General features: G+C 40.9%; 18 protein-coding genes and 1 pseudogene. 14 read left to right on the forward strand and 5 right to left on the reverse strand.

Annotated elements, in window-relative coordinates; all coding sequences use genetic code 11:
* The first annotated feature begins 385 nt into the window (after window positions 1-385).
* The 11 genes and pseudogenes from adcR (at window position 386) to GEZ85_RS07710 (ending at window position 9,641) form a co-directional block, all read left to right on the forward strand.
* On the forward strand, window positions 386-826 hold the full coding sequence (adcR, locus tag GEZ85_RS07660; RefSeq protein ID WP_001249308.1) for a zinc-dependent transcriptional regulator AdcR: 441 nt from the start codon (window positions 386-388) through the stop codon (window positions 824-826).
* Window positions 826-1,530 (forward strand): metal ABC transporter ATP-binding protein, encoded by a 705-nt coding sequence (locus tag GEZ85_RS07665; RefSeq protein WP_125443258.1) that lies wholly within the window; start codon window positions 826-828, stop codon window positions 1,528-1,530. Before adcR ends, GEZ85_RS07665 begins: the two co-directional genes overlap by 1 nt.
* Window positions 1,523-2,329: a metal ABC transporter permease gene (locus tag GEZ85_RS07670; protein ID WP_045612455.1), complete on the forward strand. Its 807-nt coding sequence runs from the start codon at window positions 1,523-1,525 to the stop codon at window positions 2,327-2,329. The genes GEZ85_RS07665 and GEZ85_RS07670 overlap by 8 nt, the downstream gene beginning before the upstream one ends.
* A gap of 9 nt (window positions 2,330-2,338) precedes the next feature.
* Window positions 2,339-3,844 (forward strand): zinc ABC transporter substrate-binding lipoprotein AdcA, encoded by a 1,506-nt coding sequence (adcA, locus tag GEZ85_RS07675; protein WP_000724064.1) that lies wholly within the window; start codon window positions 2,339-2,341, stop codon window positions 3,842-3,844.
* 284 nt (window positions 3,845-4,128) lie between these two features.
* Entirely contained in the window at window positions 4,129-5,280 is a 1,152-nt protein-coding gene (locus GEZ85_RS07680; RefSeq protein WP_153208812.1) for an iron-containing alcohol dehydrogenase, read from the forward strand.
* A 149-nt stretch (window positions 5,281-5,429) separates the two neighbouring features.
* Window positions 5,430-6,314, forward strand: coding sequence for an SPFH domain-containing protein (locus GEZ85_RS07685; protein WP_060628745.1), 885 nt, complete (start codon window positions 5,430-5,432; stop codon window positions 6,312-6,314).
* A 490-nt stretch (window positions 6,315-6,804) separates the two neighbouring features.
* On the forward strand, window positions 6,805-6,969 hold the full coding sequence (locus GEZ85_RS07690; protein WP_153208810.1) for a hypothetical protein: 165 nt from the start codon (window positions 6,805-6,807) through the stop codon (window positions 6,967-6,969).
* Window positions 6,970-7,090: 121 nt separating this feature from the next.
* Window positions 7,091-7,174: pseudogene (locus GEZ85_RS07695) on the forward strand (CPBP family intramembrane glutamic endopeptidase); the annotation flags it as partial.
* A gap of 69 nt (window positions 7,175-7,243) precedes the next feature.
* Window positions 7,244-7,540 carry a bacteriocin immunity protein gene (locus GEZ85_RS07700; protein WP_194251541.1) on the forward strand — a complete coding sequence of 99 codons (297 nt, stop codon included), beginning with the start codon at window positions 7,244-7,246 and terminating at the stop codon, window positions 7,538-7,540.
* 132 nt (window positions 7,541-7,672) lie between these two features.
* A complete protein-coding gene (gene trhO / locus GEZ85_RS07705; protein ID WP_001030020.1) occupies window positions 7,673-8,659 on the forward strand; it encodes an oxygen-dependent tRNA uridine(34) hydroxylase TrhO in 987 nt (328 codons plus the stop codon).
* A 121-nt stretch (window positions 8,660-8,780) separates the two neighbouring features.
* Complete coding sequence (locus tag GEZ85_RS07710) at window positions 8,781-9,641, forward strand: DUF4299 family protein (protein ID WP_153208807.1); 861 nt, start codon at window positions 8,781-8,783, stop codon at window positions 9,639-9,641.
* Between the two features lie 170 nt (window positions 9,642-9,811).
* Here GEZ85_RS07710 and GEZ85_RS07715 read toward each other — a convergent pair whose 3' ends face one another.
* From GEZ85_RS07715 to GEZ85_RS07735, 5 genes are all read right to left on the reverse strand, one after another.
* The gene (locus GEZ85_RS07715; RefSeq protein WP_153208805.1) at window positions 9,812-10,876 is read right to left on the reverse strand and encodes a DUF6574 domain-containing protein; all 1,065 of its coding nucleotides are present in this window, start codon (window positions 10,874-10,876) and stop codon (window positions 9,812-9,814) included.
* A gap of 61 nt (window positions 10,877-10,937) precedes the next feature.
* Entirely contained in the window at window positions 10,938-11,885 is a 948-nt protein-coding gene (locus tag GEZ85_RS07720; protein WP_153208803.1) for a DUF4097 family beta strand repeat-containing protein, read from the reverse strand.
* Window positions 11,878-12,471, reverse strand: a complete 594-nt coding sequence (locus GEZ85_RS07725; protein ID WP_000198685.1) for a DUF1700 domain-containing protein — start codon at window positions 12,469-12,471, stop codon at window positions 11,878-11,880. Before GEZ85_RS07725 ends, GEZ85_RS07720 begins: the two co-directional genes overlap by 8 nt.
* Entirely contained in the window at window positions 12,458-12,784 is a 327-nt protein-coding gene (locus GEZ85_RS07730) for a PadR family transcriptional regulator (RefSeq protein WP_000273858.1), read from the reverse strand. Before GEZ85_RS07730 ends, GEZ85_RS07725 begins: the two co-directional genes overlap by 14 nt.
* Window positions 12,785-12,922: 138 nt before the next feature.
* Entirely contained in the window at window positions 12,923-14,089 is a 1,167-nt protein-coding gene (locus GEZ85_RS07735) for a CynX/NimT family MFS transporter (protein WP_153208801.1), read from the reverse strand.
* Between the two features lie 154 nt (window positions 14,090-14,243).
* On the opposite strand from GEZ85_RS07735, the gene GEZ85_RS07740 reads away from it, so the two are divergent.
* From GEZ85_RS07740 to GEZ85_RS07750, 3 genes are all read left to right on the forward strand, one after another.
* Entirely contained in the window at window positions 14,244-15,074 is an 831-nt protein-coding gene (locus GEZ85_RS07740; protein WP_049502588.1) for a glycosyltransferase, read from the forward strand.
* 239 nt (window positions 15,075-15,313) lie between these two features.
* On the forward strand, window positions 15,314-17,164 hold the full coding sequence (locus GEZ85_RS07745) for a polysaccharide biosynthesis protein (RefSeq protein WP_001035713.1): 1,851 nt from the start codon (window positions 15,314-15,316) through the stop codon (window positions 17,162-17,164).
* A 76-nt stretch (window positions 17,165-17,240) separates the two neighbouring features.
* The coding region (locus GEZ85_RS07750) for a transposase (protein ID WP_322741874.1) at window positions 17,241-17,571 on the forward strand (331 nt) is incomplete at its 3' end.

The following is a 17,571-nucleotide window of genomic DNA, read 5'->3' on the forward strand; positions in this document are numbered from 1 at the left end:
ATATGAATCTTTCTAATGAGTTGTTTTGTCGCTTTTCATTATAGATCTTATGGGACTTTTTTTCTACAACAAAATAGGCTCCATAATATCCATAGGGGATTTACCCACTACAAATATTATAGAACCCAACAAAATAGGTTCCATAATATCCATAGGGGATTTACCCACTACAAATATTATAGAGCCCTTTTTTTCTACAACAAAATAGGCTCCATAATATCCATAGGGGATTTACCCACTACAAATATTATAGAGCCGAAACTAGTTTTCACGTTTTTTCTTGACTCTTTTTTTGCTTGTGATATAATTAACTGGTAAATAAAATATCAAAGAATAGTATTTTTCTCTTAAAATAAAGAGAAGTCCAAAAGGAAAGGAGTCAGATATGAGACAGCTAGCGAAGGATATCGATGCCTTTTTAAATGAGGTGATTTTGCAGGCGGAAAATCAGCATGAAATCCTAATAGGTCATTGTACTAGCGAGGTGGCCCTGACCAATACTCAGGAGCACATTCTCATGCTCTTGTCAGAGGAATCTTTAACAAATTCAGAGTTGGCCCGTCGCCTCAATGTCAGTCAGGCGGCAGTTACCAAGGCCATTAAGTCTTTGGTCAAGGAAGGAATGTTGGAAACATCTAAAGATCCTAAGGATGCGCGTGTGATTTTTTATCAGTTGACTGATTTGGCTCGTCCAATCGCTGAGGAGCACCATCATCACCATGAGCATACACTTTTAACCTATGAACAAGTGGCGACTCAGTTTACTCCAAATGAACAAAAAGTTATTCAGCGGTTTTTGACTGCTTTAGTAGGAGAAATCAAATAATGAGATATATTACGGTAGAGGATTTATCCTTCTATTATGATAAGGAGCCCGTTCTTGAACATATCAATTATAGTGTTGATAGTGGGGAATTTGTTACCTTGACAGGGGAGAATGGGGCAGCTAAGACGACACTGATTAAGGCCAGTCTTGGAATCCTTCAGCCACGCATTGGAAAGGTGACTATTTCAACGACAAATACGCAGGGTAAGAAATTGAGAATAGCCTATCTTCCTCAACAGATTGCCAGTTTTAACGCAGGTTTTCCAAGTACGGTTTATGAGTTTGTCAAGTCAGGTCGCTATCCGCGAAAAGGCTGGTTCCGTCGTTTGAATGCTCATGATGAGGAGCATATCAAGGCCAGTTTAGACTCAGTTGGTATGTGGGAACACCGAGACAAACGCTTGGGGTCTCTATCTGGAGGACAAAAGCAGCGAGCGGTGATCGCGCGTATGTTTGCTTCTGACCCAGATGTATTTATCCTAGATGAGCCGACAACGGGGATGGATGCAGGAAGTAAAAATGAATTTTACGAACTCATGCACCACAGCGCCCATCATCATGGCAAGGCTGTTTTGATGATTACCCATGACCCTGAAGAAGTTAAGGACTATGCGGACCGCAATATCCATCTAGTCCGTAACCAAGACTCACCATGGCGTTGTTTCAACGTTCATGAGAATGACCAGGAGGTGGGCCATGCTTAGTTTATTATCTTACGACTTTATGCAACGCGCCTTTCTGGCTGTTATTGCTATGAGTCTTTTCTCGCCGGTATTGGGAACCTTCCTTATCTTGCGTCGTCAGAGTTTGATGAGTGATACCCTCAGCCACGTCTCGCTTTCGGGTGTAGCCTTTGGTCTGGTTCTGGGGATTTCTCCGACTATTTCTACTATTGCCATTGTCTTGATTGCGGCAGTCTTCCTGGAGTATCTCCGTACGGTTTACAAGAACTTTATGGAAATCGGGACAGCTATCCTCATGTCGACAGGACTGGCTGTTTCTCTGATTGTCATGAGCAAGGGTAAAAGCTCGAGTTCTATGAGTTTGGACCAATATCTTTTTGGTTCGATCGTGACTATCAGCGAAGAGCAGGTTATTTCCCTCTTTGTCATTGCGGCGGTTGTTTTGATTTTGACCTTCCTCTTCCTTCGTCCGATGTATATTTTGACCTTTGATGAGGATACGGCCTTTGTGGATGGCTTGCCAGTTCGTACCATGTCCATTCTTTTTAACATGGTGACGGGGGTGGCCATTGCCCTTATGATTCCAGCTGCGGGAGCTCTTCTGGTATCGACCATTATGGTCTTACCAGCTAGTATTGCCCTGCGTCTGGGGAAAAACTTTAAATCGGTTATGCTGCTTGCCAGTGCTATTGGATTTTTGGGAATGGTAGCAGGACTTTACATTTCCTACTATGCAGAAACACCTGCAAGTGCAAGTATTACCATTATTTTTGTAACTGTTTTCTTGCTAATCAGTTTAGTAAGACGTTTTATCAAATAGGAGATGAACATGAAAAAAATTAGCTTATTACTCGCCAGTCTATGTGCCTTGTTTTTAGTGGCTTGTTCCAATCAAAAGCAGGCAGATGGCAAACTAAATATTGTGACAACCTTTTACCCTGTCTATGAATTTACCAAGCAAGTCGCAGGAGATACGGCTAATGTAGAGCTTCTCATCGGTGCTGGTACAGAACCCCATGAATATGAACCGTCTGCCAAGGCAGTTGCCAAAATCCAAGACGCAGATACCTTCGTTTATGAAAATGAAAACATGGAAACATGGGTTCCTAAATTACTAGATACTTTGGATAAGAAAAAGGTGAAAACCATCAAGGCGACAGGCGATATGTTGCTCTTGCCAGGTGGTGAGGAAGAAGAGGGAGACCATGACCATGGAGAAGAAGGCCATCACCATGAGTTCGATCCCCATGTTTGGTTATCACCAGTTCGTGCCATTAAACTAGTAGAGCACATCCGTGACAGTTTATCAGCAGATTATCCTGATAAAAAAGAGACCTTTGAGAAGAATGCTGCTGCCTATATCGAAAAATTACAAGCCTTGGATAAGGCGTATGCAGAAGGATTGTCTCAAGCCAAACAAAAGAGCTTTGTGACTCAACACGCAGCCTTTAACTATCTCGCCTTGGACTATGGACTCAAACAAGTTGCAATCTCAGGCCTTTCTCCAGATGCAGAGCCATCAGCAGCTCGCTTGGCAGAATTGACAGAGTATGTCAAGAAAAATAAAATTGCCTATATCTACTTTGAAGAAAATGCCTCACAGGCCCTTGCTAACACACTTTCAAAAGAGGCAGGTGTCAAAACTGATGTCCTTAATCCTTTAGAAAGTCTGACAGAAGAGGACACCAAGGCTGGAGAAAACTACATTTCCGTGATGGAGAAAAACCTCAAGGCTTTGAAACAAACAACGGACCAAGAAGGCCCAGCAATCGAGCCTGAAAAGGCAGAGGATACCAAGACAGTCCAAAATGGTTACTTTGAGGATGCAGATGTCAAGGATCGCACCTTGAGTGACTATGCAGGTAACTGGCAATCAGTTTATCCTTTCCTTGAAGATGGTACTTTTGATCAAGTGTTTGATTACAAGGCTAAGTTGACAGGTAAGATGACTCAGGCTGAGTACAAGGCCTACTATACAAAAGGCTATCAGACAGATGTGACTAAGATTAATATCACTGATAACACTATGGAATTTGTTCAAGGTGGACAAAGTAAGAAATTCACCTACAAGTATGTTGGTAAGAAAATCTTGACTTATAAGAAAGGAAATCGTGGCGTGCGCTTCCTCTTTGAAGCGACAGATGCGGATGCTGGACAATTCAAGTATGTTCAGTTTAGTGACCACAATATCGCCCCAGTTAAGGCAGAACACTTCCATATCTTCTTTGGAGGCACAAGCCAAGAAGCCCTCTTTGAAGAAATGGATAACTGGCCAACCTACTACCCAGATAACCTATCTGGCCAAGAAATTGCCCAAGAAATGTTGGCGCATTGATGAGAAATCGACTAGTTCATAGGAGCTAGTCGGTTTTTTGAAATAGGGGCTGATGTGTAGCCCATTTCATGTGTCGGCGGATAGCCTATAGCTGTTATCTTTGGTAGATGCAATTTTGTTTCAAGGAGCAGAGTATCATATTGGGAAAGGATCTTATAAATAATAATCAAATTTCACTCCTTTTAAAATTATTTGTTAAACAATTCACAAATAATTGAAAACGAATACAAAAAGTAATATAATGATGTTAAATATATAGCGCGAAGGCGCAGGAGGAAAATTATATGGCTACATTTTATGTTCCGGCAGTCAACCTTATTGGTAAAGGTGTTGTAAATGAAGTAGGTCCTTATATCAAGGAACTTGGCTATAAAAAGGCACTTTTGGTGACAGATAAGTTTATCGAAGGAAGTGACATTTTACCTAAGGTTTTAAAACCACTAGATGCAGAAGGAATCGAATATGTCATCTTTAGCGATGTAGAGCCAAACCCTACTTGTAAGAATGTCACAGATGGGGTAGCTGCTTTGCAAGAACATGGATGTGATTTTATCATCAGTCTTGGTGGGGGCTCTCCACAGGATGCAGCTAGTTGTATCTCTATCATGGCTACAAATGGTGGAAAACCACAGGATTATGAAGGACTTCATAAATCTGCTAAAAAAGGTCTTCCTGTTGTAGCTATCAATACTACTGCAGGTACATCAGCAGAAATTACCATTAACTATGTGATTACTGATGAAGAACGCAAGGTTAAGATGGTAATGGTTGACAAGAATAGCCTTGCTCTTATCTCTGTTAATGACCCGGAACTCATGCTTTCCAAACCTAAAGGCTTGACTGCAGCTACTGGTATGGATGCTCTGACTCACGCTGTTGAAGCTTTGGTAACACCTGGTGCTTATGATGTGACCAAGAAATTATCTATCGGAGCAATTGAGCTTATCAAGGAATATCTTCCTCGCGCTGTAGCAAATGGACACGATATTGAAGCGCGTGAAGGTATGGTCAATGCCATCTTCCTTGGTGGTATGAGCTTTAACAATGCAGGTCTGGGCTATGTTCACTCAATGGCTCACCAACTCGGCGCAGTATATAATTTGCCACACGGTGTTTGTTGTGCCATGTTGTTACCAGTTATAGAACGTGAAAATGCTAAACGTGTACCAGAAGCTTTCCGTAATGTTGCTAAAGCCTTGGGACTTCATGTAGAAGGTAAATCAGATGAAGAGTGTGCCGATTATGCAATTGCTGAGATTGAGAAACTTTCTGAGACAGTAGGTATTCCTAAGAAATTGACTGAACTTGGTATTGAAGAAAAAGATTTCGACTTTGAATATCTTTCTAAGAATGCCTTGATTGATGCATGTGCGCCAGGAAATCCATTCATGCCAACCTTAGAAGAAACGATTGCCTTTTATAAAGAGTTATTTTAGCAAGAGATTAGACGTCAATGTGACAATTCACCTCTAATTATTGACATTTCAGGAAAAATCGCAGTAAAAACTGCACAGCCTTCTTTAAATGTGCTATAATACAGGAAAAAATAATGATGGAGGTCGTCGCGATGATAACAACATTTTTGATGATTTTTGTGGTGGTTTGTGTGCTCCTATTGGTGATAGTCACACTGAGTACAGTTTATGTGGTTCGTCAGCAGTCGGTGGCGATTATTGAACGCTTTGGGAAATTCCAAAAGGTTGCCAATAGCGGCATTCATATTCGCTTGCCTTTTGGGATTGACTCGATTGCAGCGCGGATTCAGTTGCGCTTGTTGCAAAGCGATATTGTTGTTGAGACTAAGACCAAGGACAATGTGTTCGTTATGATGAATGTAGCGACTCAGTACCGTGTTAATGAGCAGAGCGTGACAGATGCCTACTATAAACTCATGCGTCCAGAATCTCAGATTAAATCTTATATCGAAGACGCCCTTCGCTCTTCTGTTCCAAAATTAACCTTGGATGAATTGTTTGAGAAAAAAGATGAGATTGCCCTTGAAGTTCAACACCAAGTGGCGGAAGAAATGACTACTTACGGTTATATTATCGTGAAAACCTTGATTACCAAGGTCGAACCAGATGCAGAAGTTAAGCAATCCATGAATGAAATCAATGCGGCGCAACGTAAGCGGGTCGCAGCGCAAGAATTGGCTGAAGCCGACAAGATTAAAATCGTCACTGCAGCTGAAGCCGAAGCAGAAAAAGACCGCCTCCATGGTGTGGGGATTGCCCAACAGCGTAAGGCGATTGTGGATGGATTGGCAGAGTCTATCACAGAACTCAAGGAAGCCAATGTTGGCATGACAGAAGAGCAAATCATGTCCATCCTCTTGACTAACCAGTATTTGGATACCTTGAATACCTTTGCTTCTAAAGGAAATCAAACTATCTTTTTACCAAATACGCCAAATGGTGTAGATGATATCCGCACACAAATCTTGTCAGCCCTTCGCGCTGAGAAGAAATAATAGACTAAAGAGCTTGGCAACAGGCTCTTTTTTAGTTATGGTGAGAGATGAATCTTAGCTTAAATAAGACTATTCACAAAAGTTACTAACAGGTTGTGGATAAGTGTGGATAACTGTCAGTGTTCTGCTGCTACTATTAGTTCACTGAATCTATTTAATAGACCAAACATATATTATTTCCTATAAATTTGGAAGTAAGAAACACTTTAAGTTAGTTATTAACAAATTGTGGAAAAACTTGTGAATTGCTATGGGGATAGAGTGTAGGTCTACTATCTGACAAGCAGATAGATACCTAATACTCTCATTTTTATAATAGATGATATAGAGTGTTTCTCGTGAAACATAAAATTTCTGTACATTTTCCTATTTATACCTGATCTAGTTAGACAAATTAATGCTAAAATAAAAGAGAGGTGTTATTTCCGTAAAACTTGGAAAAGGTTGCTACAGGAATATACAGATTTCTAAAAAAGAAACATTAGGAGAATTGGCAGATGTGATTTTAGGGAGTCTTGATTTTACAGATGATCATACTCATGAATCTTTCATGGATAGTGTTGTTTGGAGCGATGAGGATTTTTATCATATCAGCTTTATTGTGGGAAGATTTACTTCGTTTTCTCCTGAAATTGAGTTTTTGTCCAGCCTCTAAACAAAAATTTAAGTTCAGTCTAGATAGGACTAGTATTTCAATGAGATGGTTTATTGTGGCTTGCTAGATTAGTTGCTAAGTCGGTAGTTAAGATTAAGTTTTACTTTTTTAAAACTTCAATCCTGCTTATGCGTCTTATGTGATTAATAATATTTTCGCGACATTACCATTTTTGCTGACTTTTTTATACAGGGTATTTGGGTGAAATATTGGCGCGAGAGTTAGGAATGATAGTTTATCAAATTTATAAGTGAGTTTCAGGAGGAAAATGAGAATGACACCATTAAAATGGTTTGCTGGAGGAAGCGAAAGACGTTGTGAAGCCATGACGATTATAAATCATCTATTGGAAGGTATAAACAATACGCCTCAACTTGCTCCTTTGAAAAATCTGTTAGTGAGTTATAAAAGACGATTAGAGGACGATGGGACTTCTACCCCATTTATATTGAGTCAAATGAATGTTGACATCTCACGTGTGTTGATTGACAATAAGCTGATTCTGTCAGAAAGTCAAGCTAGGCAGATCAAAAAATTGAGAGAATTATCAGCTATTCGCTATGGCTACTGATGAAGTACAGGGATAGGACTCTTTCTATAAATTTTCAGTCAAATAAATTGCATTCGTTTTCTTAAGCAGGTATACTAGTATAGTTAGATGAAAAATTCTGAAAATTTAAGAATAGAAAAGAGAACAAATCTTATGGCAAAAGATATTCGTGTCTTACTTTACTACCTTTATACTCCAATTGAAAATGCAGAGCAATTTGCTGCAGACCACTTGGCTTTCTGTAAATCAATCGGCCTTAAAGGCCGTATCCTAGTCGCTGACGAAGGAATTAACGGAACCGTTTCAGGTGATTACGAAACAACTCAAAAATACATGGACTACGTTCACAGCCTCCCAGGCATGGAAGACCTCTGGTTCAAGATTGACGAAGAGAGTGAACAAGCTTTCAAGAAGATGTTTGTTCGCTATAAGAAAGAAATTGTCCACCTTGGTTTGGAAGACAACGACTTTGACAATGACATCAACCCACTTGAAACAACAGGTGCTTACTTGTCTCCAAAAGAGTTCAAAGAAGCTCTTCTTGACGAAGATACAGTTGTCCTTGACACACGTAACGATTATGAGTACGACCTAGGACACTTCCGTGGGGCTATCCGCCCAGATATCCGCAACTTCCGTGAGTTGCCACAATGGGTTCGTGATAACAAGGAAAAATTCATGGACAAGCGTGTCGTGGTTTACTGTACAGGTGGCGTTCGCTGTGAGAAATTCTCAGGCTGGATGGTCCGTGAAGGCTACAAAGATGTCGGCCAATTGCACGGAGGAATTGCAACTTACGGTAAAGACCCAGAAGTCCAAGGTGAACTTTGGGATGGAAAAATGTACGTCTTTGACGAGCGTATTGCCGTAGATGTTAACCATGTCAACCCAACCATCGTAGGAAAAGACTGGTTTGATGGAACACCATGTGAACGTTATGTCAACTGTGGAAATCCATTCTGTAACCGTCGTATCTTGACATCAGAAGAAAATGAAGACAAATACCTTCGTGGATGTTCACACGAGTGCCGTGTTCACCCACGTAACCGCTATGTTTCAGAACATGAATTGACACAAGCTGAAGTTGTCGAGCGCCTAGCCGCTATCGGTGAAAGCTTGGATCAAGCAGCTACTGTATAAGATTAAACAGTCCTTAGGGGCTGTTTTTCTATGCTTTTTACTCAAAAATCTAAAGTTTGTTTCTGTATCTTTCAGGATAATAATGTATACTATGTGTAAACGATTTCAAAGGAGTCCAGTTATGACGAAAACATTTTTTATTCCAAATAAACAGAGCATTTTAGGTCAACAGGAGATTTTGACTGCCAAGTCCGTCTTGGCCTTGGTGGATGGTTTGGAGTCGCATAGCTATGATGCTATCTATCTCCGTCAGCCTCTTAATCGTCTTGAGTATATCGAGTGTGCGATAGTGGGGCAATCACAATTTCTTTTTAAGGTCAGTTATGCTGATAGTCAAAAGGCTTACCGTATCGATCTTCCTGACCTACTCACGAAGACAGACTGGCAGATTATCAAATCATTTTTAGATGCTCTGCTTGCTTATACAGGAACTGAGATTGAAGGACTAGATGGTTTTGATTTTGAAGCTTATTTCCAAGCAAGTATTCAAGCCCATCTGACAGACGCTGCAGCCCGTTTTACGATTTGCCAAGGAATTTTTAATCCTGTTTTCTTTGGTCATGAGGACTTGAAAAGCTTTTTAGAGGAAAATGGCTTGGCTCAGTTTGAAGCGCGTGTACGTGCGGTTCAAGAGACAGATGCCTACTTTGCAAGAGTTTCCTTCTATCAGGATGGAGAAGGCCAAGTGCACGGTGTTTACCATCTGGCTCAAGGAGTCAAGACAGTATTACCGAGAGAACCATTTGTTCCTACTGCCTATATTGAGCAATTGGTGGATAAGGAAGTGCAGTGGGAGATTGACTTGGTTCAAATCACAGGAGACGGCTCTAAACCAGAAGACTATGAAGCCATTGTCCGCTTAGACTATGCAAAATTCCTAGAGTCACTACCATCAGCATCTTACCACCAACTAGATGCCAATCAATTAGAAGTGCAACCCATCTTAGACAAAGATTTTAAAGCATTAGCACAAGAAAAGTAAAGCAGGTCAAGTGACTTGCTTTTTTGACATATAAAAAATCCTGCCATGAAAGACAGGATTGCTACTCAATGAAAATCAAAGATCAAACTAGGAAGCTAGCCGTAGGGTGTACTTGAGTACGGTAAGGCGAAGCTGACGTGGTTTGAAGAGATTTTCGAAGAGTATGAAGTTTAAAGGAAGGCCAAGATACGGAGATAATCTCCAATCAGTGTCACTTCAGCTACAAAGAAGAGGAGGATAATAACTCCGTTCACAAGGACAGACAAGAATAATTGATAGAAGGAGTCGGTTTCACTTGATTGACTTGGTCTTGTAATGATATGGAGACTGGCAAGTAGAATGATTCCAATGCTAATCACACACAAGAGGGCTGTAAATCGCAGGCTATCAAAGAAGGCAAAGAAACTAGCAATAGCAGTGAGGAAGATTGGAATTGCCAGGAGTTGACTATACTGTTGGAGAACCTTTTCTAGCGTCCAGTCTTTTTCCTGGTGGATAAATCGTCTCACGACGAAACCACCCAAGAGGAATGAAAAGAAGAAGAGTGTTGTTGCTACTAGGATAGAGATAATCGAAAAGAGATTTAATGAAGCAAATTGTTCAGGAAAGTGATTATGCATAGTTGCTATATGTCCATAGTAAGCATGTTTGATGTGGTAGATACTAAAGAAAAAGGAAGATGCAGAAAACAGAATGAGCAAGAGAAAGGCTGTGTAACTGTGTGTGCTACTTGTTTCAAGATTGCTCGTAGGAGATTTGAGAGCTTCCACTAGCCAAGACCAAAAATCAAGCGCTTGCTCTTTCCATTTATCCGTAGATTTTGGAGCTTGGTCGGGGATATAGGGACTTTCTAAGGATTGACTGATAAGAAGGGGCTCTTTCGTGGTTGGTTTTTGCTGAGGAAGTGCTTCTTGACTCTCTTCAGCTATAGTGACTTTTTCTGTTTCTTTAGAAAGGTCTTGCTCTTCCTCAGTAGAATCTAATGCTTTCTTTTCTTCTATTTCTGTTCTCGCTTCACTGTCTTCAGGAGCTTCAATTTTCTCTTCTTGCTGGCTTTCCAGTTCTACCTCAGCTTGAGAGACTTCCTCCTCTACTTGAGTATTTTTTTCAATTGGTGTATCGAGATCGGCTATCCTTTCTTCAGCCTTGTCTGCAACATCTTGGGCCTGTTCATCAGGCTTGTTCTTGCTTGTTGTTTTTACAAAATCATTACTTTCAAACCATTCTTGTTTCATGGTAGAACCTCCTTTTTCTGGTTGTTGCCTATTTTTACATTAGCAGATGTAAGCGCTTTTGTCAACGATTTCTAGAAGAAGACTCGTGTTCCTCTGATTTGAGTAGATAGATATCCTGTTCTGCCCTTGCGATGAGTTGATCTTTTGCATCTGCTTTTTCTGTTTTATAAGGATTGCTTAATCGTTCAGCTTTGTTTTCTTCGTTGTTAAACGAACGCCTTCCTTCTCTTAAAAAGTGAAGAATAGAGCCATGTTTTGTTGAAAGATCTAAGTTGATTCTTTGTTTTTCTTCTTCGGAAAGTAGCAGTTGTAGGTCTGTTTTCGCCATCAATTCCACCTTACCGTGTACTTGGATTTTTTCAGCGTGGAAGTGCTTCTCTGTTGACTCTAGCTGACTATCTGTAAGATCTGTATCAAAGATATTGACGATATTAGGGGTTGTGAGTTTACTGTTTTTGATACGACTTCCTTCAATTCGGAGGATATAGCTGTTTGTATTGAGGGTCGCATTTTCAAGGCTAGCATTAGTGATACTGGTTTGTCTGCGATTGGCTGAGATGTTGATTCCTTTTAGATTTCTCCCTTTTGGTAGTCGGAGAATAACTTCTTCAAAACGACTAGAGTAGCTACTTGCGATATGGAGAATCCCACCAATTCCAGAAGATAGAAACTGAGTTTCAGACAGTTTTTTATCCGTTAGGCTCAGCGTTTTATTGTTCTGATTTGTGATAAGATCATGGTTAGCAGAAATAGATGGATGGTAAGAAATGTGGATTTGATCATCGAAAGAGTCTGTGATGGTCAGCGCGTGTTGGTGGAGAGTAATTTCTAGGTTTTCGACTTCCTTGCCAAAGGTTAGCTCTTCCGTACGGCTATCATAGACAGGTTCTTTGGACATGGCAAGTAGGCTCTTAATTCCGTCAGATTGGATGCCTACAAAGAGCAGGACAAAGCCGATAACGGTAGTCACAACACCAAAAATGAGAAATCCTTTTGTCCATTTACGCATGCTGGTCACCTCTCTTTCCTTTTTTAAGAACAAATTGCACCAGGCGAACAATGAGTAGACCGAAGAAGCGGGCTACATAGGAAATACCTAGTAAGACTAGCGAAGAAGCACCGATAGCCAGTAAACCAGAACCGAAAATCAAGATAAAGGCTGATTTAGCTTGGGCTAGGACAGTAAAACTTTCAACTAAAAATAGGAATCCGCCGATGATACCAAGTATGGAAACTGCAAAGAAAGCCAGAATGACAGTCAAAGCAGCAACAAGGATTGCGAACAGGGACACGAGGATGGCGATTCCCAGAGGAATACCAATAGGGGCTGCAAGCAAAGCTAACAAGGCGATATGCAAAATTTGTCGGTTATTCTTTTGAGCAGGCGCTTCATTGATTTTTTTATCTAGAAGATTTGATAGAACTTCGTGGGCTGCTTCCTTAGGAGTTCCCAAGCTAGCGATGAGTTCTTCTTCTCCCTCGACTCCAGCATCGTCAAAGAGTTCTCTGAAATAGTCCATGGCTTCGATGCGATCAGCTTCAGGTAGTTTCTTGAGATAGAGTTCTAGCTGAGTCAGGTATTCAGTTCTTGTCATGGCGGATACTCCCTTCTATGATGCCATTGATGGTGTCTGTATAAAGTGCCCATTCATCTTTTAGGGTCACGAGCTGTTCTATACCACCATTTGTCAAGGAGTAGTATTTGCGCATGCGACCTTGGAACTCTCTAGAATAGGTTGTCAGAAAGCTATTGCCCTCCAATTTTTTGAGAATGGGATAGAGTGTAGATTCTTTGATATTAGCGATCAGCTTAATGGTTTGGCTAATCTCATAACCATAAGAATCATCCTGCTCCAGTACGGCCAAGATGAGAAATTCAATCAAGGCAGAGGATGTTGGAAAGTACATGGGGAACCTCCTTTTCTAATGTGTAAGATTTTTATATATAATTTTTCTACACATACATTGTACATCTAAATGAAAGCCCTGTCAAGAGAAATGTGTAAAATTTTTATATATAAAAAACTTCTAGCCAAAACTAGAAGTTTAGAGGATTTTATCAGCTCTGTCCACTGTAAAGAGGGCCACAGTCATCAGGATATCGACGAGTAAGAGGGCAGCTACAGCTGGTACCCAAGAGTGGAAAAGGTCAAAACTGTAACCAAAGAGGGTTGGTCCAAAGGCTGCTAGGATATAGCCTCCTGTTTGAGATAGGCCGGACAATTGGGCTGTCTTTTCAGGGGCGCTTGTCTTGAGTGAAAAGTTGACCATGAGATAAGGGAAGAGGGCGCTAGTTGCGGTTCCGATAAGGAGATGGATGGACAGCCAGTAAAAGAAATTACCGATTGGGAAAAAGAGCATGGAAATGCCGACCACACCAGCTAGTGAAACCAGAGTGAGCATGAGCTGACGGTTACGAGTAGATAAACTGGTTGTCAGGCTTGGGATAGTCATTGAAAAAGGAATGCTAATCAGGGAGAAGATAGAGGTCAGCAAGCCAGCTTCGTGACTGGATAGGCCTGCATGGATGGCCATGGTAGGTAGCCAGGTCATAGCGGTGTAAAAGAGTAAGGATTGAAAACCTGCAAAGACAATCACTGCCCAGACCTGTTTATTACGCATGACCTTTGCTTTGCTTTTTTGTTTGGTTTGTGGAGCTAGTCTGTGATTATAGCGGTGATTTGGGAGCCAGACCAAAAAAGTTGCTAGACAGAGCAGGGTGAGGAGGATGATAAGTCCTTTCCAAGAACTGGCTTGTGTAATAGGCACGGCTAGATAGGAAGCCAGAGCCGTCGCAATCCCCATAGAGGTTACATATAAGGTGGTCAGAAAACCAATCTTCTTTGGTTGATTGGCTTGGATGAGACTAGGAAGCAGCACATTGATGACTGCGATACTTGCCCCAACCATCAAGGTTCCTAGATAGAGCAGGGGCAGATTGATTAGTCGAATGAGAGAACCGATGGTCAAGAAGAAAAGGCTGTAGGTGAAGAGATGCTCCAAGCCGATTTTTTGAGCCAGTCGGGTAGAAAAGAGTGAGAAGAGGGTAAACATGAGGAGGGGAAGGCTGGTCAAGACACCAAGCGAACTAACTTCTACTCCCAACCCTTGCGAAATATCTCCCAAAATAATGGGTAAAACAGTAAAAGGAGTCCGCAAGGAAACACCAATCAGGATAATACCTGGAACAAAAAAGAGTGATTGCTTTTTCATATAATACCTCTTCTAGCTGATTTTAATAACAGCTTATTTTAAGGCTTTTTCCCTATAATGTCAAGTAAGGTTTTGGGCTTTCAAGATAAAAATGGGAAAGTCTTGAAAATTATGATAAAATAGTGGAAGGAAATCTATACATTGGAGAAAAACTGTGTCTGAAAAGCAAAAAATCAGCGTATTGATGTCGGTCTATATCAAGGAAAATCCGACATTTTTAAAGGATGCTATTGAGAGTGTTCAAAATCAGACTCTGAAACCGAGCGAATTGGTTCTGGTTGAGGATGGGCCTTTGACACCTGAGCTCTATCAGGTATTAAACCAAGTGGAAGCCCAGTCTGAAATTCCAGTGAAACGCTATCCTCTTGAGCAGAATCAAGGTTTGGGTCTGGCTCTTCGACAGGGTGTTTTGCAGTGTCAGTATGATATTATTGCCCGTATGGATACGGATGATATAGCAGTTCCAGACCGTTTTGAGAAACAGGTTCAGCTAATGGAGAAGGACAAGCTCGACCTATTAGGTGGACATATTGCAGAATTTATTGACAATCCTGATGAGATTGTTTCTTACCGTCGTGTTCCAACCCAGCATGCAGAGATTGTGGCTTATCAAAGGATGAGAAGTGCCTTTAACCACATGACTGTCATGTTCAAGAAGGACATGGTTCTCAAGGCAGGCAACTATGAGGATGGCCTTTATATGGAGGATGACCTCCTCTGGCTCAACATGATTGCTGCAGGAGCCAAGACTGGAAATCTGGATCAAATCTTGTGTAAGGTTCGTGTTGGAGCAGGAATGTTTGAGCGTCGTGGGGGACTGCGTTACCTCAAACTCTATCGTCAAGCTCGTCAGCGCATGCTGAAGAGAGGGCAAATTTCTTACCTGGAGTACGCCAAGAGTGTTGCCATTCAGATGATTGTTGCCCTTTGTCCTGGATTTGTCCGACAGTTTATTTTTATGAAACTGTTACGAAAAAGCAAGTAAAAGATTGTAGCAAATCGTAAACTAGAGAAAAAGTGTTATAATAACAATATAATGCTCTTCGAAAATCAAATTCAAACCGCGTCAACGTCGCCTTGCCGTATGTGTAGGATACTGACTACGTCAGTTCCATCTACAACCTCAAAACAGTGTTTTGAGCAACCTGCGGCTAGTTTCCTAGTTTGCTCTTTGATTTTCATTGAGTATAATCATCCAGCTCTTTTAAGGAGGAGTAAATTTCTATGAATAAAAAACTCACAGATTATGTGATTGATCTGGTGGAAATTTTAAATAAACAACAAAAACAGGTTTTCTGGGGAATATTTGATATTTTGAGTATGGTGGTTTCCATCATTGTATCTTATATTTTATTCTACGGATTGATTAATCCAGCACCTGTTGACTACATCATCTATACGAGTTTGGCTTTCCTGTTCTATCAATTGATGATTGGATTTTGGGGGCTGAACGCTAGTATTAGTCGTTACAGCAAGATTACGGATTTCATGAAAATCTTTTTTGGTGTGACTGCTAGCAGTATCTTGTCATATAGTATCTGCTATGCTTTCTTGCCACTTTTTTCAATCCGTTTCATCATTCTCTTTATCTTGTTGAGTACTTTCTTGATTTTATTGCCACGGATTACTTGGCAGTTAATCTACTCTAAACGCAAAAAGGGAAGTGGTGATGGAGAACACCGTCGGACCTTCTTGATTGGTGCCGGTGATGGTGGAGCCCTCTTTATGGATAGTTACCAACATCCAACTAGTGAATTAGAACTTGTCGGTATTTTGGACAAGGATTCTAAGAAAAAGGGCCAAAAACTTGGTGGAATCCCTGTTTTGGGTTCATATGATGATCTGCCTGAATTAGCCAAACGCCATCAAATCGAGCGTGTTATCGTTGCGATTCCGTCGCTTGACCCGTCAGAATATGAACGTATCTTGCAGATGTGTAATAAGCTGGGAGTCAAATGTTACAAGATGCCTAAGGTTGAAACGGTTGTTCAAGGACTTCACCAAGCAGGTACTGGCTTCCAAAAAATTGATATTACGGACCTTTTGGGACGTCAGGAAATTCGTCTTGATGAATCGCGTCTGGGCGCAGAACTGACAGGTAAGACAATCTTGGTTACAGGTGCTGGTGGCTCAATCGGTTCTGAAATCTGTCGCCAAGTTAGTCGCTTCAATCCTGAACGCATCGTCTTGCTCGGTCATGGGGAAAACTCAATCTACCTTGTTTATCATGAATTGATTCGCAAGTTCCAAGGGATTGATTATGTACCAGTTATTGCCGATATTCAAGACTATGACCGCCTGTTGCAAGTCTTTGAGCAGTACAAGCCAGCTATTGTTTATCATGCGGCAGCCCACAAGCACGTTCCTATGATGGAGCGCAATCCAAAAGAAGCCTTCAAAAACAATATTCGTGGAACTTACAATGTTGCTAAGGCTGTTGATGAAGCCAAAGTACCTAAGATGGTTATGATTTCGACAGATAAGGCAGTTAATCCACCAAATGTTATGGGAGCAACCAAGCGAGTGGCTGAGTTGATTGTCACTGGCTTTAACCAACGTAGCCAATCAACCTACTGTGCAGTTCGTTTTGGGAATGTACTTGGTAGCCGTGGTAGTGTCATTCCAGTCTTTGAACGCCAGATTGCTGAAGGTGGGCCTGTAACGGTGACAGACTTCCGCATGACCCGTTACTTTATGACTATTCCAGAAGCTAGCCGTTTGGTTATCCATGCTGGTGCTTACGCCAAGGATGGAGAAGTCTTTATCCTTGATATGGGCAAACCAGTCAAGATTTATGACTTGGCTAAGAAAATGGTGCTTCTAAGTGGCCACACCGAAAGCGAAATTCCAATTGTTGAAGTTGGAATCCGTCCAGGCGAAAAACTTTACGAAGAACTCTTGGTGTCAACCGAATTGGTTGATAACCAGGTTATGGATAAGATTTTCGTTGGTAAGGTTAATGTCATGCCTCTGGAAGCCATCGATCAAAAAATTGAAGAGTTCCGAACTCTCAGTGGAGATGAATTGAAGCAAGCTATTATCGCCTTTGCCAATCAAACTACCCACGTTGAGTAAAAAAGAAAAGCGCATAATACTGAACTGCACCCCAAAAGTTAGACAGAAAAAATCTAACTTTTGGGGTACTTTTATTGTGAAATTAACTTATGATGATAAAGTTCAGATCTATGAACTTAGAAAACAAGGCTATAGCTTAGAGAAGCTTTCAAATAAATTTGGGATAAATAATTCTAATCTTAGGTACATGATTAAATTGATTGATCGTTACGGAATAGAGTTCGTCAAAAAAGGAAAAAATCGTTACTATTCTCCTGATTTAAAACAAGAAATGATTCACAAAGTCTTACATGAAGGCTGGACTAAAGATAGAGTTTCTCTTGAATACGGCCTCCCAAGTCGTACGATACTTCTTAATTGGCTAGCACAATACAAGAAAAACGGGTATACTATTGTTGAGAAAACAA

Origin of the sequence: Streptococcus mitis, from assembly GCF_009496205.1 — a bacterium.
Lineage (GTDB): Bacteria > Bacillota > Bacilli > Lactobacillales > Streptococcaceae > Streptococcus > Streptococcus mitis_BN.